This window comes from Pseudomonas sp. Eqa60, assembly GCF_018326405.1.
Taxonomy (GTDB): domain Bacteria; phylum Pseudomonadota; class Gammaproteobacteria; order Pseudomonadales; family Pseudomonadaceae; genus Aquipseudomonas; species Aquipseudomonas protegens.
Map to the genome: position 1 here is coordinate 2,667,947 of NZ_AP024342.1, position 22,066 is coordinate 2,690,012.

The 22,066-nt window shown below is 66.0% G+C and carries 19 protein-coding genes; 12 read left to right on the forward strand and 7 right to left on the reverse strand.

What is annotated here, in order from left to right:
* Positions 1 to 92: 92 nt before the first annotated feature.
* Positions 93 to 2,567, forward strand: a complete 2,475-nt coding sequence (locus tag KI242_RS12255) for a TonB-dependent siderophore receptor (protein WP_011060591.1) — start codon at positions 93 to 95, stop codon at positions 2,565 to 2,567.
* Positions 2,568 to 2,606: 39 nt separating this feature from the next.
* Here the strand turns inward: KI242_RS12255 and KI242_RS12260 are convergent, their stop codons facing one another.
* Entirely contained in the window at positions 2,607 to 3,512 is a 906-nt protein-coding gene (locus tag KI242_RS12260; RefSeq protein WP_072444672.1) for a LysR substrate-binding domain-containing protein, read from the reverse strand.
* Between the two features lie 161 nt (positions 3,513 to 3,673).
* On the opposite strand from KI242_RS12260, the gene KI242_RS12265 reads away from it, so the two are divergent.
* Entirely contained in the window at positions 3,674 to 4,531 is an 858-nt protein-coding gene (locus tag KI242_RS12265) for an SDR family NAD(P)-dependent oxidoreductase (protein ID WP_103407871.1), read from the forward strand.
* Here KI242_RS12265 and KI242_RS12270 read toward each other — a convergent pair.
* Together KI242_RS12270 and KI242_RS12275 are read right to left on the reverse strand one after the other, a co-directional pair.
* A complete protein-coding gene (locus tag KI242_RS12270; RefSeq protein ID WP_212806197.1) occupies positions 4,518 to 6,068 on the reverse strand; it encodes an FAD-dependent oxidoreductase in 1,551 nt (516 codons plus the stop codon). The two genes, KI242_RS12265 and KI242_RS12270, sit on opposite strands and share 14 nt — an antisense overlap.
* Positions 6,069 to 6,119: 51 nt before the next feature.
* Positions 6,120 to 6,734: a LysE family translocator gene (locus KI242_RS12275; protein WP_212806198.1), complete on the reverse strand. Its 615-nt coding sequence runs from the start codon at positions 6,732 to 6,734 to the stop codon at positions 6,120 to 6,122.
* Positions 6,735 to 7,066: 332 nt separating this feature from the next.
* Here KI242_RS12275 and KI242_RS12280 point away from each other — a divergent pair, with 332 nt between their 5' ends.
* Positions 7,067 to 8,158 carry a DUF1615 domain-containing protein gene (locus KI242_RS12280; RefSeq protein ID WP_212806199.1) on the forward strand — a complete coding sequence of 364 codons (1,092 nt, stop codon included), beginning with the start codon at positions 7,067 to 7,069 and terminating at the stop codon, positions 8,156 to 8,158.
* A 413-nt stretch (positions 8,159 to 8,571) separates the two neighbouring features.
* On the forward strand, positions 8,572 to 9,114 hold the full coding sequence (locus tag KI242_RS12285; protein WP_041117318.1) for an ATP phosphoribosyltransferase regulatory subunit: 543 nt from the start codon (positions 8,572 to 8,574) through the stop codon (positions 9,112 to 9,114).
* Between the two features lie 329 nt (positions 9,115 to 9,443).
* Here the strand turns inward: KI242_RS12285 and KI242_RS12290 are convergent, their stop codons facing one another.
* Positions 9,444 to 10,241 carry a DUF4349 domain-containing protein gene (locus KI242_RS12290; RefSeq protein ID WP_041117320.1) on the reverse strand — a complete coding sequence of 266 codons (798 nt, stop codon included), beginning with the start codon at positions 10,239 to 10,241 and terminating at the stop codon, positions 9,444 to 9,446.
* A 197-nt stretch (positions 10,242 to 10,438) separates the two neighbouring features.
* Here KI242_RS12290 and KI242_RS12295 point away from each other — a divergent pair, with 197 nt between their 5' ends.
* The gene (locus tag KI242_RS12295) at positions 10,439 to 10,858 is read left to right on the forward strand and encodes a PaaI family thioesterase (RefSeq protein WP_123473616.1); all 420 of its coding nucleotides are present in this window, start codon (positions 10,439 to 10,441) and stop codon (positions 10,856 to 10,858) included.
* 116 nt (positions 10,859 to 10,974) lie between these two features.
* On the opposite strand, the gene rtcR is transcribed toward KI242_RS12295, so the two are convergent.
* Complete coding sequence (gene rtcR / locus KI242_RS12300; RefSeq protein ID WP_212806200.1) at positions 10,975 to 12,567, reverse strand: RNA repair transcriptional activator RtcR; 1,593 nt, start codon at positions 12,565 to 12,567, stop codon at positions 10,975 to 10,977.
* Positions 12,568 to 12,771: 204 nt separating this feature from the next.
* Between rtcR and KI242_RS12305 the strand changes: the two genes are divergently transcribed.
* From KI242_RS12305 to KI242_RS12335, 7 genes are all read left to right on the forward strand, one after another.
* The gene (locus tag KI242_RS12305; RefSeq protein ID WP_212806201.1) at positions 12,772 to 14,316 is read left to right on the forward strand and encodes an RNA-binding protein; all 1,545 of its coding nucleotides are present in this window, start codon (positions 12,772 to 12,774) and stop codon (positions 14,314 to 14,316) included.
* Positions 14,317 to 15,088: 772 nt separating this feature from the next.
* The gene (locus tag KI242_RS12310; RefSeq protein ID WP_011060602.1) at positions 15,089 to 16,315 is read left to right on the forward strand and encodes an RtcB family protein; all 1,227 of its coding nucleotides are present in this window, start codon (positions 15,089 to 15,091) and stop codon (positions 16,313 to 16,315) included.
* Between the two features lie 4 nt (positions 16,316 to 16,319).
* The gene (locus tag KI242_RS12315) at positions 16,320 to 17,663 is read left to right on the forward strand and encodes a PBS lyase (protein ID WP_212806202.1); all 1,344 of its coding nucleotides are present in this window, start codon (positions 16,320 to 16,322) and stop codon (positions 17,661 to 17,663) included.
* A gap of 16 nt (positions 17,664 to 17,679) precedes the next feature.
* On the forward strand, positions 17,680 to 18,309 hold the full coding sequence (locus tag KI242_RS12320; protein WP_123576487.1) for a hypothetical protein: 630 nt from the start codon (positions 17,680 to 17,682) through the stop codon (positions 18,307 to 18,309).
* A 15-nt stretch (positions 18,310 to 18,324) separates the two neighbouring features.
* On the forward strand, positions 18,325 to 19,113 hold the full coding sequence (locus KI242_RS12325; protein ID WP_011060605.1) for a nucleotidyltransferase domain-containing protein: 789 nt from the start codon (positions 18,325 to 18,327) through the stop codon (positions 19,111 to 19,113).
* An 8-nt stretch (positions 19,114 to 19,121) separates the two neighbouring features.
* A complete protein-coding gene (gene rtcA / locus KI242_RS12330) occupies positions 19,122 to 20,150 on the forward strand; it encodes an RNA 3'-terminal phosphate cyclase (protein ID WP_015635092.1) in 1,029 nt (342 codons plus the stop codon).
* A gap of 39 nt (positions 20,151 to 20,189) precedes the next feature.
* Positions 20,190 to 20,828, forward strand: coding sequence for a glutathione S-transferase (locus tag KI242_RS12335; RefSeq protein ID WP_011060607.1), 639 nt, complete (start codon positions 20,190 to 20,192; stop codon positions 20,826 to 20,828).
* A 48-nt stretch (positions 20,829 to 20,876) separates the two neighbouring features.
* Here KI242_RS12335 and KI242_RS12340 read toward each other — a convergent pair whose 3' ends face one another.
* Together KI242_RS12340 and KI242_RS12345 are read right to left on the reverse strand one after the other, a co-directional pair.
* Complete coding sequence (locus KI242_RS12340) at positions 20,877 to 21,710, reverse strand: IS3 family transposase (protein WP_169894174.1); 834 nt, start codon at positions 21,708 to 21,710, stop codon at positions 20,877 to 20,879.
* Positions 21,707 to 22,003, reverse strand: coding sequence for a transposase (locus KI242_RS12345; RefSeq protein WP_092308884.1), 297 nt, complete (start codon positions 22,001 to 22,003; stop codon positions 21,707 to 21,709). Before KI242_RS12345 ends, KI242_RS12340 begins: the two co-directional genes overlap by 4 nt.
* Positions 22,004 to 22,066: the final 63 nt, after the last annotated feature.

Here is a 22,066-nt window from a genome sequence, read left to right on the forward strand (position 1 = left end):
CGAAAAAAAATTCAAGGGTCTTTGCATGTTTGCCCCTCCTGGTCCGGCTTATCCCCCAGTGGATTCATTTTCGTTAGCGGGGAAGGCAAAGCATGTCTGATGTTCACAAGTCGAAGTTGGCCCAGGCGATCAAGGTCGGGCTTTGGGGCGCACTGGCGGTCTACGGTGCGGCACTGCTGCCGTTGACCGCAGTGGCGGCCAGCGAACAGACCGCGGTGCGCCGCTTCGATATTGCCGCCGGTGACCTGACCGAGGTGCTGAGCCGTTACGCCAGCGCTGCCGGCGCGGCCATTTCCTTCGATGCCCGGCAGACCGCCGGCCTGCGTTCGGCGGGGCTCAAGGGTGAATACGGGGTACAGGAAGGCTTTGCGCGGATTCTCGCCGGCAGCGGCTGGCAGGCCGAGCCACAGAGCAACGGCAGCTTCGTGCTGCGCCCCGTGCCCCAGGGCAGCGGCGCTCTGGAGCTGGGCACCACCCAGGTGCAGGGCCAGGAGCTGGGGGCCACCACCGAGTATTCCGGTTCCTACACCACCGGCGCGGTCACCATCGGCAAGGGCCAGCACTCGCTCAAGGAAACCCCGCAGTCGGTGACCGTGATCACTCGCAAGATGCTCGATGACCAGAACCTCAACACCATTGACCAGGTGATGGAGAAGACTCCGGGCATCACCCTTTACGACTCGCCCATGGGCGGCAAGTATTTCTACTCCCGGGGCTTTCGCATGACCGGCCAGTACCAGTACGACGGCGTGCCCCTGGACATGGGTAGCAGCTACGTACAGGCCGACAGCTTCAGCAGCGACATGGCCTTCTATGACCGGGTGGAGATCCTGCGCGGCGCTGCCGGCATGCTCAAGGGCGCGGGCGGCACTGCCGGCTCGGTGAACTTCGTGCGCAAGCGCGGCCAGGCCACGCCGCACACCGAACTGACGATGTCCGCCGGCAGCTGGGACAACTACCGGGCCCAGGTGGACACCGGCGGGCCGTTGAACGATGCCGGTACCGTCCGCGGCCGGGCGGTGGTGACCCAGCAGACCCGGCAGTACTTCTACGACCTGGGCGAGCGCAAGGACCAGGTCTACTACGGCGCCCTGGATTTCGACCTCAGCGACGCCACCACCCTGGGCCTGGGCATGGCCTATGAAGACGTCGACTCGCGCCCGTGCTGGGGCGGCCTGCCGCGCTACAGCGACGGCAGCGACCTCAAGCTGGGCCGTTCCACCTGCCTGAACACCGCCTGGAACAACTCGCGCAGCAAGCGCGCGACCTATTTCGCCGACCTGCGCCAGCAACTCAACGACGACTGGGCGCTGAAGGTGGCCGGGGTCTACACCCGCAATACCCAGGATATCGAGTACGCCTTCCCCAGCGGTTCGGTGCCGGTGGGGGCCAGCCGTTCCAGCACCCTGATGCTGGGCAGCATCTACGACTACGACCAGGTGGACTACGGCTTCGATGCCTATGTCGACGGGCACTTCCAGGCCTTTGGCCAGGAGCACGAGCTGACCTTCGGCGCCAACGCCAGCCGCTCGATCAAGGACGACTTCTACGCCGTGGCCGGCTTGCCCCAGCGGCAGAATGTGCTGGACCCCGATCACCACCTGCCCAAGCCCGACGACAGCTACTACGAAAGCAATTCCACCCGGGGCGGCCCCACTGATCTGCGGATCCAGCAGCAAGGGTTGTATTCCACTGTGCGCCTGAAGCTGGCCGACCCGCTGACCCTGGTCATGGGCAGCCGGGTCAGCTGGTACAAGTCGCAGAACGATTCGGTGGCCTACTGGCGCGATACGCGCACGCCCAGCAGTGCCCGATCCAAGGAAACCGGCGAGGTCACGCCGTTCGCCGGGGTGCTGTACGACCTCAACGACAACCTCACGGCCTACGCCAGCTACTCCAGCATCTTCACCCCCCAGGGCAGCTATCGGACCCTGGACGGCGCCTCCCTCAAGCCGCTGGTGGGCAAGAGCTACGAGCTGGGGATCAAGGGCGAGTGGTTCGATGGCCGCCTCAACAGCGCCTTCAGCCTGTTCCGCACCATCCAGCAGGACGCGCAGCAGGACGACCCGGCCTGCCCGGACAGCACCTGCTCGCTGAACTCGGGCAAGGTCCGCGCCCAGGGCTTTGAAGCGGAGCTCAGCGGTGAGGTGATCGAACGCCTGCAAGTGCTGGCCGGCTACACCTACACCCAGACCAAGACCCTGGAGGATGCCAACAGCGCCAACAACGGCTTGCCGTTCACCACCTACGTGCCGCGCCACCTGCTGCGGGTCTGGGGCGACTATCAGCTGGGAGGTGCCCTGGAGCGCTTCACCGTGGGGGCCGGGGTCAACGCCCAGAGTGACAACTACCGAGTCTCGCCCACCAGCGGCAACCACATCCGCCAGGCCGGCTATGCGATCTGGAACGGCCGCATCGGTTACCGCATCGACGACACCTGGTCCCTGGCGCTGAACGGCAACAACCTGCTGGACAAGCGCTACTACACCACCATCGGCACCGAAGGCTTCGGCAATTTCTACGGTGACCCGCGCAACCTCACCCTGTCGGTCAAGGCCGACTTCTAAGGCCTGGTGGCGGCCGCGCAGACCTTCTGCACGGCCGCTTCAGGCCCCGGGCCCGGCGTCGAGCAAGGCCATGAAACGCTGCAGCTGTGGCGAAGGGTTGTCCCGGTGCCAGTTCATGTACAGCCCGATGCTTGGCCCGGGCTGCGTGCCCATGGCCCGCAGCGGGCGGTAGGCGACGCTGCCCTGCAGCACCGCATCGGCCATCGAGCGGGGCACCAGGGCCACGCCGAAACCGCAGCCCACCAGGCCCAGCTGGGTCTGGACCCGGGCCACTTCCTGGACCACCTTCGGGGTGAACCCGGCCGCGCTGCACAGCGCCATCAACTGGTTGTGGTAGCCGCTGCCCAGGGCCTGGGGCGTGAACACGAAGTCGTCGTTGGCCAGCTCCCGCAGGTCCACCTCTGGCGCCTGGGCCTGGGGGTGGTCGTGGGGCAGGGCGATGACGATCGGCTCATCGAGGATCAGGCGCGAGGCTATCTGCCCTTCGGGCAGCGGCAGCTCACGCATGAACGCCAGGTCGATGTCGCCGCCGAGCAAGCCCTTGAGTTGCTCGGCCGAAGGCAGTTCCCGCAGTTCCAGGCGCACCTCGGGCAAGGCCTGGCGAAAGCCCCGCAGGCGGGCGAGCAAGCTCGGGTAGCCGGCCAGTGACAGGCTACTGACGCGCAGGCTGCCGGCCAGGCCCTGGGCAATATGGCGCGCCTGCTCGATGCCCTGTTCCAGGGTAGCCAGGGTGCGCCGGGCGCTGTGCAGAAAATCCGCCCCGGCCGGGGTCAGGGCCACGCCTCGACGATTGCGCCGCAGCAGGCTGAAACCGAGTTTTTCCTCCAGGCGGGCGATGGCCTGGCTCAGGGGCGGCTGGGCCATGTGCAGGCGCGTGGCGGCCTTGTGAAAGTGCAGTTCTTCGGCGACGGCGATGAACTGGCGCAACAGGCGCGTTTCGATCATGGCGATGCTTCCTGGCTGGGGGCCTTGGGACTGTAAACCCCAAGGCTCATGGTTTCACAGCGAATTCATTGATATCAAAAACCTCTCACAGAACCTGGAATTTAGTATTAAGTCACTGATTTTCATGCTGTTACCCTGGAATTCACTCAGGAGGGAAGAGCATGGATTTCAGCGGCAGAACGGCGATTGTCACCGGCGCCGGGCGCGGCCTGGGCTTGAGTTATGCACGGGCCCTGGCCCGTCGTGGTGCCCAGGTGGTGATCAGCGATTGCGGGAGTGACGGCAGCGGCAGCGGGGCGGATGACAGTGTCGCCCATGATGCGGTGCAGGCCTTGCGGGCCAGCGGTGCCAGGGCGCTGGCCGACACCGCCGACCTGGGCACCGAGGCCGGTTGCCAGGGGCTGGTGCAGCGCACCCTGGAGGCCTTTGGCAGCCTGGATATCCTGATTCACAACGCCGGCTGGGTTGGCTACCAGGCGCTGGAGCAGACCGACGCCGGGTTTCTCGAGCGCATGCTGGGGATCAACCTGTATGCGCCCATCTGGCTGGCCAGGCATGCCTGGCCCCATCTGCGGCAGTCCGCCGCACCGCGGCTGCTGTTGACCACCTCCGACCGTGCGCTGTACCCGGAATATGCCCAGCCGGGGCTGCTGGCCTACTGCGCGGGCAAGATGGCCCAGGTCGGGATCATGAATGCCCTGGGCCAGGAAGGGGCGGAGCACGGGATCCGGGTCAACGCGGTGTCGCCGGTGGCCAAGACCCGCATGTGGGGCGTCAGCGAGGAGCCGCCGGAACTCAAGCCGGACTGGGTGACGCCGGGGGTGCTGTTTCTGGTCAGCGAGCAGTGCCAGGACAGCGGCTACATCCTGCGGGCCAGCAATGGCCAGTTCAGTGCCTGGCGCCCCCAGGAGGCCCCCGGTGTGGATTACCCCCGGGACCTGAAGCGGATCGCGGCGGCCACGCCGGAGCAGTTCGCCCGGCGCTGGGGGCAGATCAAGCAGCCTTTCATCGGGGCTTGAGGGAGGGGGCGGCGCTCTGCGGGGAGATCTCCCGTTCGCGGAAGTAGCGCTCCAGCACGCGCGGGTCGGCCGAGCGCTCGGCCAGGGCCACGTAGGTGTCCGGGCGCAGCAGGTAGAAGGCGTTGCGCGCCAGCCCCGCGGCGGCATGGGCCGGGCGCCAGTCGAAGGTGCGCAACGGCACCTGGTGCGCGGTGCACCAGTCGCGCAGGGCGTCACTGGTGACGCCGTAGACATGCACCTGCCAGCCCAGGTACTCCAGGCTGTCGAAGTTGTCGTGTTCACCATCGCGCACCCAGGGTAGGCGGTCGCCGCCGTGCACCGGGCCGACGCCGCCGGCGCTCAGGGGCATGCCGCGGTAGTTCAGGGTGATCTGCGACACGGTACGGAAGAGAAACTCCCGGGCGCTGTCGAAGGCGGCGATCTTCGGCAGCAGCAGGGGCGCCAGGCGGGTGCGCGCCAGGTAGGCCACCGGGCCGTCGGCGGTGGCGAAGCTGAACACCCGGTCGGTGGTGGCCACCAGGCGCCGGGCGAACTCCATGCGTTCGGTGGCGTAGGTTTCCAGCAGGCGCTCGGCACTCTTGCCGCTCAGTACCGCTGCCAGTTTCCAGGCCAGGTTGATGGCATCGCCGATCCCGGTGTTCATGCCCTGGCCGCCGGCCGGGCTGTGCACGTGGGCGGCGTCCCCGAGGAGGAACACCCGGCCGGTGCGAAACTGCTCGGCCACCCGGTGATGCACCTTGTAGGTGGAGAACCAGTTGACCTGGGCCACCTCGACCTTGAGCTGGCGCATGGCGCGCTGGCTGACATCCTCGAAGCGCAGGTTCTCCGGGTGCTCGGCACGCTCGTCGCGCACCGTGCCGATCAGCCGTGCGCGGCCGCTCTGGGCCAGGGGGAACACCGCGAGAAAGTCGGCGTCGTCCAGGTCCACGTGCAACTGGCCGTCGATGCTCGGGCCGCTGGCCTGCACATCCGCGACGTAGAACACCTGCTGGTAGGTGCCGCCGGGAAAGCTGGTGCCCAGGGTCTTGCGCACCGTGGAGCGGGCGCCGTCGCAGCCGGCCAGGTAGAAGGCCTGGCAGTGTTCTTCGCGCCCGTCGGGGCCGCGCAGGCGGGCGTTGATCAGGTGGCCGTGGTCGGTGAAGGCCAGCAGCTCGGTGTTGCGTTCGACCTCCACCCCCTGCAGCGCCAGGCGTTCGATCAGCAGTTGCTCGTGTTCGTCCTGAGGAAAGATCTGCAGGAAGGGGGAGGGCGTCAGGTCTTCGCCGATGGCGTTGAACGGCAGGTGGGCGGCGCGCTCGCCCTTGACCCAGAGGTTCACCGCCGGCACATGGTGGCCGCGCTCGACGATGGCCCGGGTCAGGTCCAGCTGGCGGTACAGCTCAAGGGTTCGCGCCTGCACCGCCAGGGCCCGGGAGGTAGTGCCCGGGCCCGGGGTCTTGTCGATGATCCGCACCTTGACCCCCTGCCGGCGCAGCCAGAGCGCCAGGACCAGGCCGGTGGGGCCGGCGCCGATGATCAGTACGTCGCTGCAATTCATGGGCTTGCCCTCGGTAGACGATCAAGGTCATGCAGGCGGCTGCCGCCGGGCTCAGCGCTGGGCGAAGGCCAGGTTCAGGCCGAGCCCGGCGAAGCTTGCGGCAAAGCTGCGGCGCAGCCAGTTCTGCACCTGGGGCGATTCGATCAACGCGGTGCGGAACAGGTTGGCCAGCAGGCCATAGAGCACGAACACGAAGAAGGTCATGGCCATGAACACGCCGCTCAGGAGCAGCATCTGCGGGATCGGGTCGCTGCCGTCATGGGCGATGAACTGGGGCAGGAAGGCCAGGAAGAAGAGGGTCAGCTTGGGGTTGAGGATATTCAGCAGGCAGGCCTTGAGCATCAGCGCGCCGGGGCCATGGCTGACGGCGTTGCTGTCCACGGCGAAGGCCGAGCGGTCGCGCCAGGTGGCGTAGGCCAGGTACAGCAGGTAGGCGACGCCGGCGAACTTCAGGCCCTGGAAGGCCAGCGCGCTGGAGTGCAGGATGGCCGACAGGCCGAGGATCGAGGCCAGCAGGTGCGGGACAATCCCGGCGGTGCAGCCGATGGCGGTGAACAGGCTGGCGCGCTTGCCGGCCACCAGGGCGGTGGAAATGGTCAGGATCACGCCGCTGCCGGGAATCAGCACGACGATCAGGCTGGTGATCAGGAAATCCAGGGTCAACATCCGGGCATCACTCCATTGAGGGCAGGCGCGGGGTCAGGGCTGGGCGCCACACCTAAGTCGGGGGTCATCAAAATACACCCAGCCACACCGCCAATAGAAGGATTCTAGCCTGTAGCCGCTGCTGAGCCCGCGAAGCTGCGCAAAGGTCCGCAGGACCTTGCCTGGCGATCTCCCGCCGATCGCGCAGAGGCCTCAGGGTCGCGACGTCTGCTACGCAGCCTGCGGCAGCGGCTACAAGGGACGCGGCGGGAACAGCGCTCGCATTCCTTGGTCGAACGCCCCAGCCGCTGCTTTACTTGCACGGCCCTCGCCCAGCCATCTCGCGGAGCCCCATGATTTCCTCTCGTCTTCTCAGTTGCTTCCTGTGCCTGTCGCTGCTGGCCGGTTGCGCCAGCCAGCGCGGCCCCCAGGCACCAACACTGACCGCCGAACAGACCCAGGCCCGGATCCTGCGCCTGCTGCCGGCCCAGGTGGCGGACCGCCCGGGCTGGGCCCGGGACATCCAGGTGGCCTTCAGCGCCCAGGGCCTTGAGCCGAGCCAGAGCAACCTGTGCGCGGTGCTGGCGGTGACCGAGCAGGAGTCCACCTTCCAGGTCGACCCGACGGTGCCGGGCCTGGGGCGCATCGCCCGGCAAGAGATCGACCGCCGCGCGGCCAAGGTGCATGTGCCGGCGCTGCTGGTCAGCGCCGCTCTGCAAGTGCGCGGCCCGGACGGCCAGTCCTACAGCCAGCGCCTGGCCAGTGCCCGCAGCGAGAAGGAATTGAGTGCGATCTTCGATGACTTCATCGGCATGGTGCCCCTGGGCAAGACCCTGTTCGGCGGCTTCAACCCGGTGCACACCGGTGGGCCGATGCAGGTCAGCATCGAGTTCGCCCAGCAGCATGCCCAGGGCTATCCCTACCCGGTGCAGGACTCCATCCGTCATGAGGTCTTCAGCCGCCGCGGCGGCCTGTATTTCGGCATCGCCCACCTGTTGGGCTACCCGGTGGACTACCCGCAGCCGTTGTACCGTTTCGCCGATTTCAACGCCGGCTGGTACGCCAGCCGCAACGCGGCGTTCCAGAGCGCGGTGAGCCGTGCCAGCGGGATCAGGCTGGCGCTGGATGGCGACCTGATCCGCTACGGCTCGGTCATGCCCGGCAGCACCGAACTGGCGGTGCGCACCCTGGGCAAGCAGCTGGGGCTGCGTAACCCGCAGATCCGCGCCCAGCTGGAGAAGGGCGACCGCCAGGACTTCGAAGAAACCGAGCTGTACCGTCAGGTGTTCGCCCTGGCCGATCGCGTGGCGGGCAAGCCCGTACCGCGCCAGCAACTGCCCGGCATCGAACTCAAGAGCCCGAAGATCACCCGCCAGCTGACCACCGCCTGGTTCGCCAAACGGGTGGACGAACGCTACCAGCGCTGCCTGCAACGCCCGCTGTAGGAGCTGGCTTGCCAGCGAAGGCGGCCGCCAGGGCGATGCAGGGCCTCTTCGCCGGCAAGCCGGCTTCCACAGGGGGCACTGTTGTGCGGGGCGCAGGTGCTTGCTTGTCAGGCCCGGGGGCGGCGTGGCAGGATGCGCCATGAATTTTTTCCGGCTCGTCTCCCGCCCTCATCACCATCGACCTCATCTCCGGGGCCGTGGTCGCTTGTGCGCGTCGAGCCGTCAGTCATCGAGCAATCGCGATCACTGACCTTCGATGAAAAAAACCAAGGCGCCCCACAAGGCGCCTTTTTTATTGCCTGTCAAAAAACCAGAGGAATGACCCATGACCATGTTACGTGGCACTCGAATGATCACCGGCGAACAAGCCGCCACCCTGCGCACCCTGGAAGGACGCTTCCGGAGCTGGCTTCATCGAAGCGGGCGCTGAAGAAGTCATTGTCCCGGCGCTGTGGGGCCAGGACACCTTTATCGAGAAGGCCGGCGGCAGCGAAGTCATCGGCCAGATGTGGGCCTTCAACGACAAGGCCGGGCGGCCTTGCTGCCTGATCCCGGAAGCCACCGCGCTGTTCCAGGAAACCGCCGGCGAGCTGCTGGCGGGGCGCGAGCAGGCGGCCTTCTTCTACGTTGCCCGCTGCTATCGCTACGAGCGGCCGCAAGCCGGGCGCTACCGCGAGTTCACCCAGTTGGGCCTGGAGATTCTCGGCCCCGATCCGCAGCGCGCCCTGGAGCAGGCGCGGGCGCTGTGCGTGGGCTTTCTCGACGCCTTGGGCCTGGAATACCAGCTCAACCTCGGGGTCAAGCGCGGCCTGACCTACTACCTCAATGGCGAGGGTTTCGAAGTGCGCTGCCCGCGCCTGGGGGCGCAGCAGCAAGTGGTGGGGGCAGGCGCCTATCGCCAGGGTGCCGGCTTCGGCATTGGCCTGGAGCGCCTGCAACTGGCGCTGCAAGCCTGACCGCCTGCGTGCGGTAGGAGCTGGCTTGCCAGCGAAGGCGTTCGCCAGGGCGGTGCAGGGCTTGCGGGCCTCTTCGCCGGCAAGCCGGCTCCTACGGGGTGGAGCTCCGGAATGTGCCTGCGTGCGGTAGGAGCTGGCTTGCCAGCGAAGGCGTTCGCCAGGGCGGTGCAAGGCTTGCGGGCCTCTTCGCCGGCAAGCCGGCTCCTACGGGTGGGGCTCCGGGATGTGCCTGCTTGCTGTAGGAGCTGGCTTGCCAGCGAAGGCGTTCGCCAGGGCGGTGCAGGGCTTGCGGGCCTCTTCGCCGGCAAGCCGGCTCCTACGGGGTGGGGTCAGGGGCGCCGGCGCACGAATTTGCGCCACAGCCAGACCCACAGCAGCACCAGGGGGAAGGCCAGGATCACGAAGGGCAGCACATAGCTGCCTTTCTCCAGGGCCTCGGCGGTGCCGTCGGCCAGGTTGTCCAGCAGGTTGCTGAAGGCGCGCTTGAGGCTGGATTCGCGCTGGACGCCGTCGCTGGGCAGGAACTTCAGGGTCAGGAGGTTGGTGTCCAGGCGGCGTTGCTGGCCGGCGGCGGTCTGGGCCAGGGCCTGCAGGTCGTTCTCGATGCCGGCCTGTTCCCGGCTCAGGGCAATCAGGTCGCTGACGCTGATGTCCTTGCGCGCCGCCAGTTCGTCCAGGCGCTGCTGTTGGGCCTTGAGCCGCTGCTGCTGGCGCTGCACATCGGCCACGGCATCGGCCAGGTCTTCGGCGCTGGTGATGCGCTCGCCCAGTTCCGCGCCCTGGGAGGCCTGCTGGACGATGGGCTCCACACCGTCCGGGACTATTCGCAGCGTCACCTGGGCGCGGTACTTGCCCTGTTCCAGGCGCAGGATATTGCACGGGCCGAACTGGGCCTTCTCGCAGGCTTCGCGGGTTTGCGCCAGGCGCGGACCGATCTGCGCGGCTGGCAGCGACAGGCTCAGTTCATGCTCATAGGCCAATTGCGCGCCGGCCTTGCCCTGGGCCCCGCCCAAGGCCACGGCGCTGCTGTTGTGGTCGCTGGGAGAGCAGGCGCTGAGGGCCAGGGCGCCGAACAGGGCCAGGGCCAGTCGACGGAATTTCGCAGGGTGATCGTCCTGATGTTGCATGGGGGCTCCTTGAGGGATGAATCGGCGACAGGGTCGCAGGTGCGCATCTTACCGTCGTTCGGGGAAAGACCACGATCCCGGCTGGGCTTATCGAGGATAATTTTCCTGGCTAATGCTGATAGGCGCGGCGCGGGTTCAGGGCTACACCTGTGGCAGCCCGGGACGACGGAGTTTCGGCGCAGATCAAGGAGTGCGTCATGCGCGAGTCGGATATCCCCCCAGGCTTTGCCCCCTTGCCCCGCAGCAGCCCGCTGCTGGAACTGATCGGCCCGGTCTACGGCTGCGGCAGTGGCAGCGAACTGCGCGTCGGCCTGCGGGCCGATGCCCGGCACGCCAACGGCCGGGGCACGGTGCATGGCGGCATCATCGCCACCCTGGCGGACATCGGCATGGGCTACGCCATGGCGTTTTCCAGCGATCCGCCCTTGCCGTTGATCACCGCCAGCATGACCCTCGACTACCTGGGCGCGGTGCAGGTCGGGGAATGGATCGAGGTGCACCTGGAGCATGCCAAGCGTGGCCGGCAGATGGCCTTTGCCACCGTGGTGCTGCGGGTCGGCGAACGGGAAGTGGCCCGGGCCAGCGGCGTCTTCGCCGTCCCAGCCGCAGCCCTGTAGCCGCTGCTGAGCCTGCGAAGCTGCGCAAAGGTCCGCAGGACCTTGCCTGGCGATCTCCCGTCGATCGCGCAGAGGCCCCAGGATCGCGGCGTCTGCTGCGCAGCCTGCGGCAGCGGCTACAGCTGTTTCCAATCCAGGCCGAAACGCGCCAGGTATTTGCGCAGGCGGTCGGCGTCGTTGGGGTTGGCCTTGCCCAGGCGTGACACGCCGAACAGCCGGCGCCCCGCCTCCGACAGGCTGTCGGCGCGGCGGCACTCGGCAATCACTGCCTTGAGTTGCAGGCGGTCGAACAGGTCCAGCTCCACATCATCGCCCAGCAGTTTCTGCAGTTCGTCCTCTTGGTTCTCCAGCCCCCAGGCGTGGCGCAGGCGCTGGATCTCTTCCTCGGCCTGGGCCTGGTCGATGCGCCCGCTGTCGGCCAGGGTGGCCATGCGGGTGATGGAGGCCGACAGCTCGCGGAAGTTGCCCAGCCACGCCGCTTCGCTGGAGCTGGCAAAGGCCAGGTAGCGGCGCCGCGCCTCCAGGTTGAAACGCACCAGTTGCCCTTGCTCCCGGGCGTGACGCTCCAGTTCGAAATCGATGTTCGGCTCGATGTCCTCGCGGCGTCCCGCCAGTCCCGGCAGGTTGAAGGTCCAGAGGTTGATCCGCGCATACAGGTCTTCGCGGAACAGGCCCTGGGCCACCCGGCCGCGCAGGTCGCGGTGGGTCCCGGCGATGATCAGGAAGTCACTCTCCACTTCCTGGTCCGCGCCCATGGGGAAGAAGCGTTTTTCCTCGATGGCCTTGAGCAGCATCGCCTGTTCGTCCAGTCCCAGTTCGCCGATTTCATCAAGAAACAGCATGCCGCTGTGGGCCGCCCGCAGTAGGCCCTCCCGGGCGTTCTGGGCGCCGGTGAAGGCGCCCTTGATATGGCCGAACAGCGCCGACATGGCCCCGTCGCCGCGCAGGGTGGCGCAGTTGACCTCGACAAAGCGCCCCTGCACCTGGTGCCGGCCACGCTTGAGCTCATAGATGCGCCGGGCCAGGAACGACTTGCCGGCACCGGTGGGGCCGATCAGCAGCATCGGTGCCCTGGAGCGCACGGCGACCCGTTCGATCTGCTCGATGGAGCGGTTGAATGCCGGGTTGCGGGTGGCGATCCCGGACTTGAGGAAGGCCAGACCCTCCAGGCGCTTGTGGGCAAAACGCGAGGCGATGCGGTCGTAGCGCGACAGGTCGAGGTCGATCAAAGCGTGGGTGCCGGTGGCGTGCTGGTCCGGGTCGCGGCGCCGCGCCGGTGAGGTCTGGATCAGCCGGGCAGGGAGGTAGCGCGCCTCGGTCAGCAGGAACCAGCAGATCTGCGCCACGTGGGTGCCGGTGGTGATGTGCACCAGGTAGTCCTCGCGCTCGGTGTCGAACGGGTAGGCGCTGGTGAAGTCGTGCAGGGCGCCGTACACCTCCTCGAAATCCCAGGGATTGTTCAGGCCCATGGGGTGCAGGCGCACCTCGGTTTCCGGCGACACCTGGCGCACGTCGTTGGCCACCCGTTCGGCCAGGCTGACATCCCGCGCGTCCAGGCCATGGATCAGTTCCAGGCGGTTGATCAGCACATCCTGCTGCTGGCACAGACCGACCGTGGGCCGCCAATGGCTCCAGCGGTTGGCACCCTTGCCGACGCGATCGAGGGTGGAACCGACAAAACCTATGGCGACCGTGGGCTTGTTCGACATGTTTATACCTGGAGATAAAAAACGATAAGCAAAGATATAAAATTATCGAGGTGTTTGTCTTGCCGGATACGTGATGAAAAAGTGATAAAAAATAAAAACCTTATAAATCAATTAGTTGAAAAATAATTTGGTGGAAAATCAAAACCTGGCACAGCGGCTGCAATATCTCTGGCAACGAACAAGACAACAGAGCGAGACGCCAAGATGGCCAACTTCCAGCTGTTCAACACCCAACAGGCAAAAGCGCCAGCGAGCACCACCCTGAACGCTTCCAAGGCCGGGGCCTATGCCTACAACGCCAAGCATCGCCTGGCCCAGCTGGCGGTCACCGGTTGCCTGAACTCGACCTTCTACACCTCGCCTGAAGGCCAGCTGGAAGCGGTACTGCAATTGGTGAGCGAGCTGGACAGCCGCTTCGTCGCCCAGGCCGCCCGTTACGCTCGGCAGCAAGGCCATATGAAGGACATGCCGGCGCTGCTGCTGGCGGCACTGACCGCGCAACGCTCGGCCCTGGTGCCGGAGCTGTTCGCCCAGGTGGTGGACAACGGCAAGATGCTGCGCAACTTCGTGCAGATCCTGCGCAGCGGCGTGACCGGGCGCAAATCCCTGGGGTCGCAGCCCAAGCGCCTGGTGCAGAACTGGTTGAACAGCGCTACCGAGCGCCAGCTGTTGCAGGCCTCGATCGGCAACCAGCCGTCCCTGGCGGACGTGGTGAAGATGGTTCACCCCAAGCCAGGCGAGGCCTGGCGTGAAGCCTTCTTTGCCTGGTTGATCGGCAAGCCGGTGGATGTGCAGGCGCTGCCTGAGCTGACCCGGGACCTGTTGGCGTTTCGCAGCGGAGCGACCCGGGAAGTGCCCCAGGTGCCGTTCCAGTTGCTCGGCAACGAGACACTGAGCACCGAACAATGGGCCGGGCAGGCCCGCAACATGGGCTGGCAGGGGCTGCGCATGAACCTCAATACCCTGGCGCGCCACGGCGCGTTCCAGGTGCCGGGTTGCACCGAGTACGTGGCGGCGCGGCTGGCGGATGCGGGGGAGGTGGCCAAGGCTCGGGTCTATCCGTACCAGTTGCTGGCGGCCTACCGCATGGCCGGTGACGAGGTGCCGCAGCCGGTCCGCGAGGCGCTGCAGGATGCCCTGGAGCTGTCCCTGGCCAACGTGCCGGCGCTGGCGGGCAACGTGGTGGTCTGCCCGGATGTATCGGGCTCGATGCACAGCCCTGTTACCGGCTATCGCCAGGGCGCCACCACCGCGGTGCGCTGCATCGATGTGGCGGCACTGGTGGCGGCAGCGGTGTTGCGCAAGCAGCCGGCGGCGCGGGTCATGCCGTTCGAGCGTGGAGTGGTGAACATCCACCTCAACCCGCGGGACAGCGTGATGAGCAATGCGCAGAAGCTGGCGAACATCGGCGGAGGGGGGACCAACTGCTCGGCGCCCCTGGCGCAGCTGGCCAACGCCAAGAGCCGCGTGGACACCCTGATCCTGGTCTCGGACAACGAGTCGTGGATCGATGCGCGGCGCCACGGCGCCACGGAAACGATGCGCCAGTGGGAGCGGATCCGGGCCATCAACCCGCAGGCGAAGCTGGTGTGCATCGACATGCAGCCCGGGGCCACGACCCAGGCACCAGACCGCGAGGACATCCTCAACGTCGGCGGCTTCAGTGACGCGGTGTTCGATGTGATCGAGCAGTTCACTGCGGGCAATTACGGTGCGCAGCACTGGGTAAAGGCGATCGAGGCGATGTAACGCTGATCGGTAGAGGATGAAACACACCGTGCGCCGGCCAGCCGGCGCACACTACAGATTTTTTGCTCATTGGCCCTGAATGCCGCTGTGACTACATCCAAAGGCGTCTCAGCAACTCTTGTCAGGGCCGGTGACGGCACGAATGCCAGTGGCTGTACATATTGGTTAAGCCGGTTCGAATCCGGCGATCAGTCACTTCTTTTGTCGTGCCACCTTTTTTGCAGTTTTTGCGACGAATGCTGATGGAACTACATCCAAGGTTCGAGATGCGGGTTCGATTCCCGCCGGTGCCGGAAAACGGCGCCGTGGTTCAATGGTCAGAACGCGAGTGCACCGTTTCATCGACTCCTTGTCGTCGCATCTTTTCCCCCCGCCTCGGCGGGATGGCAGCGAATGCCACGGGTACTACATCGTGTCGCGGGTTCGAACCCCGCCAGCCGCAAGGCTGTAGCTCAGTCGGTAGAGCAAATGTGCCTGTTCCCTTGTCGCTGCCCGCAGGCCCGGCCTGCACCGATTGACCCGGCGAATGCCGGTGGAACTACAGGACAGCGTGGTCGCGGGTTCGAGTCCCGTTCACCGCAAGGTGCTAGCTCAGAGGCAGAGCGCGCTGCATGTTTCACCTCCACTTGTCGCCGTTTGCACCGAACACCGCAATTGCGTAGGAGCTGGCTTGCCAGCGAAGAGACCCCCGAGATCGTCTTCTGCGACCCGGCTCCTGCGCACCCTATTGAACAAGGCCGTATCCGCGGCCACAGGAAAAAGAGTCAACGACATGGAACACAAGACCTACCAGCTGCTGGAAGTCGCCAACGGCAAGCCGATCAAGATGTGGACCCAGGGCGTGCCGGTGGAAAACGAAGCCCGCCAGCAATTGATGAACACCGCGAAGATGCCGTTCATCTTCAAGCACCTGGCGGTGATGCCCGACGTGCACCTGGGTAAGGGTTCGACCATCGGTAGCGTGATCCCCACGGTGGGCGCGATCATCCCGGCTGCGGTCGGGGTGGATATCGGCTGCGGAATGATCGCCGCCCGTACTTCGCTGACCGCCTCCGACCTGCCGGATAACCTGGCCGGATTGCGTAGCGCCATCGAGGCGGCGGTGCCTCACGGTCGTACCTCGCCCCGTAGCGGTCGCGATAAGGGCGCCTGGGGCGACGTGCCGAATCAGGCCGACCAGGCCTGGGCTGCGCTGCACCCACGTTTCAAGGCGATCACCGATAAGTACCCGGCCCTGGCCAACAGCAACAACCGCAAGCACCTGGGAACCCTCGGCGGGGGTAACCACTTCATCGAGGTCTGCCTGGATGAGGCCAACCGGGTCTGGTTCATGCTCCACAGCGGTTCCCGTGGCGTAGGTAACGCCATCGGCAACCTGTTCATTCACCTGGCCCAGGCCGATATGCGCCAGCACATCGCCAACCTGCCGGACCGCGACCTGGCCTATTTCGAGGAAGGCAGCCAGCACTTCAACGATTACGTGGAAGCGGTGGCCTGGGCCCAGGATTTCGCCCGGCAGAACCGTGAGCTGATGATGCAACTGGTGATCCAGGCCACCCGCAAGGTGATCAGCAAGCCCTTCGAGGTGGCGCTTGAGGCAGTCAACTGCCACCACAACTACGTGCAGAAGGAGCGCCACTTCGGTGAAGAGGTGCTGGTGACCCGCAAGGGGGCGGTGTCGGCGAAGAAGGGCGAGCTGGGGATCATTCCGGGTTCGATGGGGGCCAAGAGCTTCATTGTCCGCGGATTGGGTAACGAGGAGGCGTTCTGCTCCTGCAGCCACGGCGCGGGGCGTACCATGAGCCGCACCAAGGCCAAGAACACCTTCACCCTGGCCGACCAGATCCGTGCGACCGCCCATGTGGAGTGCCGTAAGGACGAAGCGGTGATCGATGAAATCCCGATGGCCTACAAGGACATCGACCAAGTGATGCACGCCCAGCGCGAGCTGGTGGAAGTGCTGCACACCCTGCGTCAGGTGGTGTGCGTTAAGGGGTAGAACAATGGACGACATGGATGCATTGATAGCAACCCCGCCCGGCTGGCAGTACCAGCTGAGCGACTACGAAGCCCGCCGCGTGCGGGAGGTGATGGACGAGTTGGACAGGCACAGCGCCTGGCTGGAGCTGAGCCGCTTCGGCAACGGTTTCGTGCGTCAGGCCGCGGTGCGCGGGCTGGCCGCGCAGCCTTCGGCAGAGGCCCTGGTGGCTTTGCTGGAGCGCCTCAACGACTGGGTGCCCCAGGTTCGTCAGGAGGCCGCCGCGGCGGTCGAGGCCTATTGGGTGCCGGAGCATGCCGGGCTGCTGTTGCAGACCCTGGCACCGCTGCTGGCCCTGGCGGGCAAGCAGCGCGCCGACCACGGCGCGACCCTGGAGCGGGCCAGCGCCGTGTTGCAACTGGCCCAGGTGCGCGACCAGGTGCAAGGGGCCTTTGGCGCTTGCCGGGGCAAGGCTGCGCGCTTTGTCTTCGAGCTGTTGCTCAAGGGCGTCGAAGACCGACCGGCGCTGCTGGCCATGGCCCTGCGCCACCCGGAGGTCAGCGTGCGGCAGATGGCGGTGGACGCCTGCGCCGAACTGCCCGATGAGCAGGCGCTGCCCTTGCTGGAAGAGGTGATGCGCAGCTGCGGCGCCAGTGTGCGGGTCAAGGCCCTGCGGCTGCTGCTGTCGCGCCTGGCCGATTGTCGCGAGTATCTGGCGCAGGCCCTGCTCGACCCTTCGGGGGCCTTGCGTTGCCTGGCCCACTGGGCCGCGCCGCGCCATGGGCTGGACCCGCGGGCAGTGCTGCTGGCCCGCTTGCAGCAGCCGGCCCCGGGCAACAAGCGCCAGTGGCTGGGGCTACTGGGGTTGGTCAGGGAGCTGCAGGAGCCACAGGCCGATGCCATGGTGCGCCAGGCCCTGGCTTCGCCGGCGCTGAGCGTGCGCCTGCAGGCCCTGCAAACCCTGGGCGAACGTGGCATGGCCGAGCAACTGGCGGCCCTGGACGATGCCTCGGACAAGGTCTTCGACTGCGCCCTGGGCCTGTTGCGCCAGCAGCCGTGGGCGGTATTCGACGAGGCCCTGGAGCAGCGTCTGGACCAGCATTGGCACGATCTGCCCAAGGCGCGACGCTGGGCCATGCTGGCCCTCAAACCGGGCTGGCGTCAGTTGGAGTACCTGCTGTGGCGCCTGGGGCAGGGCGGCAGTGACGCCGCCTATTGGCGCGAGGCCCTGGCGCGCTGGTGCGACAGCCGCTACGGGATGTTCGACCCGGTGACCCCCAAGCCCCTGCGCGAGGCCATGGTGCAACGCTTGCAGGCGATGGAAGCCGCCGGGGAATTACCCGTCGGTTCGGTCCAGCGGCTGTTGTGAGGAAAGGAGAACCGCCATGTTGACCCCGGTTGAAGATGAGCACAGCCAGGCGCTGCGCCAACAGCTGGAAGCGGCGTTTTGCGTGTTCGATTTTGTGCGGCTGGCGGTGGAGCCGGGTGTCGAGGTGAATCAGGCCTTGCATCGCCAGGGCTTGCAGCACCTGTATCAGCACCTGATGGCCAGGCGCCGTGAGGCCTGGAAAAAGCTGCGCCAGGACCCGCGCTACGCCGACGTTGGTGAACCGCAGATGCGCTGGGAACCGGAGCGGGCACTGCCTGAGCGGCTCAGCCCGCAGCAGGTCCGGCAACTGGTTTGCGAAGACCCGGAGCAGCAGGACTGGGCCTTGTACCGGGCGTTTTGCCAGCCACCGTACGGGCTGCATTTCCCGGGTGGGGCCGAACAGGCCCGCCAGGTGTACGGCCAATGGCTGGACCTGCTGGGGCTCGATCTCCAGCAGCAGCCCCAGGTGATCAACTGGGTGGGCGACCTGGAGCTGGATTGTCAGGCCCCGGCCATGGGCCCGCATCTGCTGCCCTGGAGTGAGTATTTCGACGAAGGCCTGGAGTGGTGGGGCGTCTGGTGCCTGACGGTGTGGAACCCCGTGCGCCGGACCCTGAGTGTGCTGGCCGCCAGCGCCACGGATTGAACAAGGAAAAGGATCATGGAACATCTGGAGCGCCATCCACTGAGCAGCGCCATGCGCGAACGGGTATTGGCCGAGCTGGCGCGGATCGAGCGCGAGCGCAATGTGCAGGTGCTGTATGCCTGCGAATCCGGCAGTCGGGCCTGGGGCTTTGCCTCTACCGACAGCGATTACGATGTGCGTTTCGTCTATGTGGAAAAGCCCGAATGGTTCATCCAGGTGGATGCCGGGCGCGACGTGATCGAGCGGCCCCTGGACGACGAGCTGGACATCAGCGGCTGGGAACTGCGCAAGACCCTGGGGCTGTTGCGCAAGTCCAACCCGACCCTGCTGGAATGGCTGGATTCGCCCCTGGTGTACCGCAGCGAACCGACCGCCGCCGAGCGCCTGCGCGAGCTGGCCGAGGCGTTCTACAGCCCGCCGGCGGCGCGCAACCATTATCTGTCGATGGCCAGGAAGAACTTTCGCGGTTACCTGCAAGGCGACAGCGTGCGCTTCAAGAAGTACTTCTACGTCCTGCGGCCCTTGCTCGCGGTGCGCTGGATCGACCAGGGGCGCGGCCGACCGCCGATGACCTTCGCCGACCTGCTGACCACCGTCGACCATCAGCCACTGCTGGACGAAGTGGCCGAGCTGCTGGTTTTGAAACGCTGCGCCGACGAGTCCGCCTACGGACCGCGACGCCCGGCACTGCACGCCTTTATCGCCGCCGAGCTGGAACGCCCGGTGCCGAAACTGGTGCGTACCCATGAAGACAACGCGTTGCTGGACGCTTACCTGCGGGAAACGGTCCGGCACTACGCCTGAGGAATGTGATGAAACAGGATGTAATCGAACTGGACGGCGCCATCGGCGGCGGCCAGGTACTGCGCAGCGCCCTGAGCCTGTCGATGCTCACCGGCAAGACCCTGCGTATCCATAATATTCGCGCCCGGCGCAGCCGCCCTGGGCTGTTGCGCCAGCACCTGACCGCGGTGCTGGCGGCGGCCCAGGTATGTGGCGCCAGAACCACTGGGGCCGAGCTTGGCTCCCAGGTCCTGAGCTTCGAGCCGGGGCCGATCCGCGGCGGCGACTACCGCTTCGCCATTGGCACCGCCGGCAGTTGCACCCTGGTGCTGCAGACCCTGCTGCCGGCCTTGCTGCGAGCGCCGCAGCCGAGCCGCGTGAGCATCAGCGGCGGCACCCACAACCCCCTGGCGCCGCCGGTGGATTTCCTCCAGCAGGCCTGGCTCCCGCAACTGCGGCGCATGGGCGGGCGGGTGGAACTGCAGCTGCTGCGCCATGGTTTTGTCCCGGCCGGCGGTGGCGAGCTGGAGGCCTTTATCCAGCCTTCGGAGCTGCAACCCTTGCATCTTCAAGAGCGCGGAGCATTGCTCGGCAGTCGAGCCTGGGCCTTGAGCGCGGGCCTGCCCGAGCATGTGGCGGAGCGGGAGTTGCGCCGGGTGCACGATCGCCTGCAACTGCCTCGCGAGCAGCTCACCCCGGTGCTGCTGGATGAAGAGTACGGCCCGGGCAATGTGCTGCTGCTGGAGTTCGCCTTCGAGCACCTGACCGAGCTGTTTTGCGGTTTCGGCCAGAACAGCCTGCGGGCGGAGAAGGTCGCCGACGGCGCCATCGATCAGGCCCGGGACTGGCTGGACTCCGGTGCCGCAGTGGCGGAACACCTGGCCGATCAACTGTTGCTGCCCATGGCCCTGGCCGGTGGCGGCAGCTTCACCACGCCGTGCATGACCGAGCACCTGCAGAGCAATATCCGGGTGATCGAGGCATTCTTGCCGGTGCGGATCGAGGCGCGGCCACTGAGCGAGCAAGTACTGCAGGTGCAATGCCACGCCTTGTCGTGAAAGGGCTAATGGGCCCGGGTCATCAAGGAGGTTGTCGCCATGTATCACCTGTATGGAAGCCAGGGCACCGGCTCGGCCATCGTCGAGATCGCCCTGGAGTACTGCCAGCTGGCCTACCGCCGCATCGAGGCCGCGCCCTGGGAGGACAACCCCGGGCGCGAGGCCCTGGCACGGCTCAATCCGCTGTTGCAGATTCCCACCCTGCAACTGCCCGATGGCAGCATCCTCACCGAAAGCGCGGCGATCCTGATCCACCTGGGCCTGGAGTTTCCCGACTCCGGGTTGCTGCCTGCGCCAGCGTCGGCCCGGGCCCAGGTGATACGCGGCCTGGTATACATCGCCGCCAACTGCTATTCGGCCATCGGCATCCTCGACTACCCGGAACGCTGGATCAGCGACCCCGACGAACCGCTCAAGGCCCGGGTGCGCGCCGCCGCGGCCGAGCGCCTGTATCGCAGCTGGGGGCTGTTCGCCGAGCAGTTTGCGTCGCGACCATATTTCGGCGGTGCGGCGCCGGGTGCCCTGGATATCCAGGCGGCAGTGGTGTCGCGCTGGTCCGGTGCGCGAGAGCACCTGCGCGATAGCCATCCCGATTTTCTTGCCCTGCTGCAACGCATCGACCGCGAACCGCGCATCGCCGCGGTCCTGGCCCGCCACTGGCCCCCCGCATCCTCGTAGGAGCTGGCTTGTAGTGGTCCAGCTTTTTTGGACCACTCTGTAGGAGCATTAGGCCGCCAGCCTTTCAAAAGCAGCGGGCGGCAGATCGTTTGAGGCGCTGTGGCAACGCCGATGGTTGTAATGGGCAATGAAATCCATCACATCCTTCTGCGCCTCGAAATGATTCTGGTAGCCATTTTCAGGCGACCAGTCGTGTTTCAGTGTCCGGAAATAACGCTCCACCACCGCGTTGTCCCAGCAGTTTGCGCGTCGACTCATGCTCTGCACGATCTGCTTCTCAGCCAGGTATTCGACAAAGCGATCCGCGGTGTATTGGCAGCCCTGGTCCGAGTGGAATACCAGCGCTGAACCAGGTCGACGTATGCCAACAGCCAGCCGCAACGCCTTGAGCGACAGCTCGGCATCGGCGGTCCTGGAAAAGGCCCAGCCGACGATCCGACGTGAAAACAGATCCATCACGATTGCCAGGTACAGCCAGCTTCCACCGACGCGAATATAAGTGATGTCTCCGGCCCAAAACGTATTGGGCGATGCAGGATTAAAGCGACGATCAAGGACATTGGCTGCGGTATTGCTGGGCTTTCCGGTCCGACGATAGTGAGCGTAACGGGCTCGTCGTCTGACCAGACCAAGGTTTTTCATCAGACGGCCCATACGATGGCGTCCAACCACGACGCCCTGCTTTTTAAGCTCCCTGGCAAATCCCCGGGCGCCCAGGGCACCTCGATGCTCCCGGTGCAACTGCCGAATGGTCTTTTCCAGTTGCCGCTCGACCCCAGGCTCAGACCGGGCCAAGTGCTTGGCGTAATAGCTGCTGCGAGGCACGCCCAGAAGTCGGCAGCAGTGCCGAATGGAGAGCTGTCCTTTCAAACCCTCGATCATTTGATTCGGCTGAACAGCACCTTCAGATGAGAGGGCAATTGCTTTTTTAGGACGCTATTCTCGGCTTCCAGCAGGGCGAGCCTGGCCTGCAGTGAGTCAATCAGTTCCTGGTCCTGAGGGCGTGTGGGCAGCAAGGCTCCTTCATGCTCCTTGCGCCATCTGGCGACCCAGCGTCGCAGGGCTGTAGGCCCAACCCCGGTTTGCTCACACGCCTTAGGCACCGAGTAATTCATTTCCACGACCAGGCGAATAGCTTCAGCCTTTTCTTCAGCGCTAACAACCCGAAATCCCATGATGCTTCCTTAGGTTGAAACTCCTACAGAGTGGTTCAGGAATATTGAGCCACAACAGCTTGC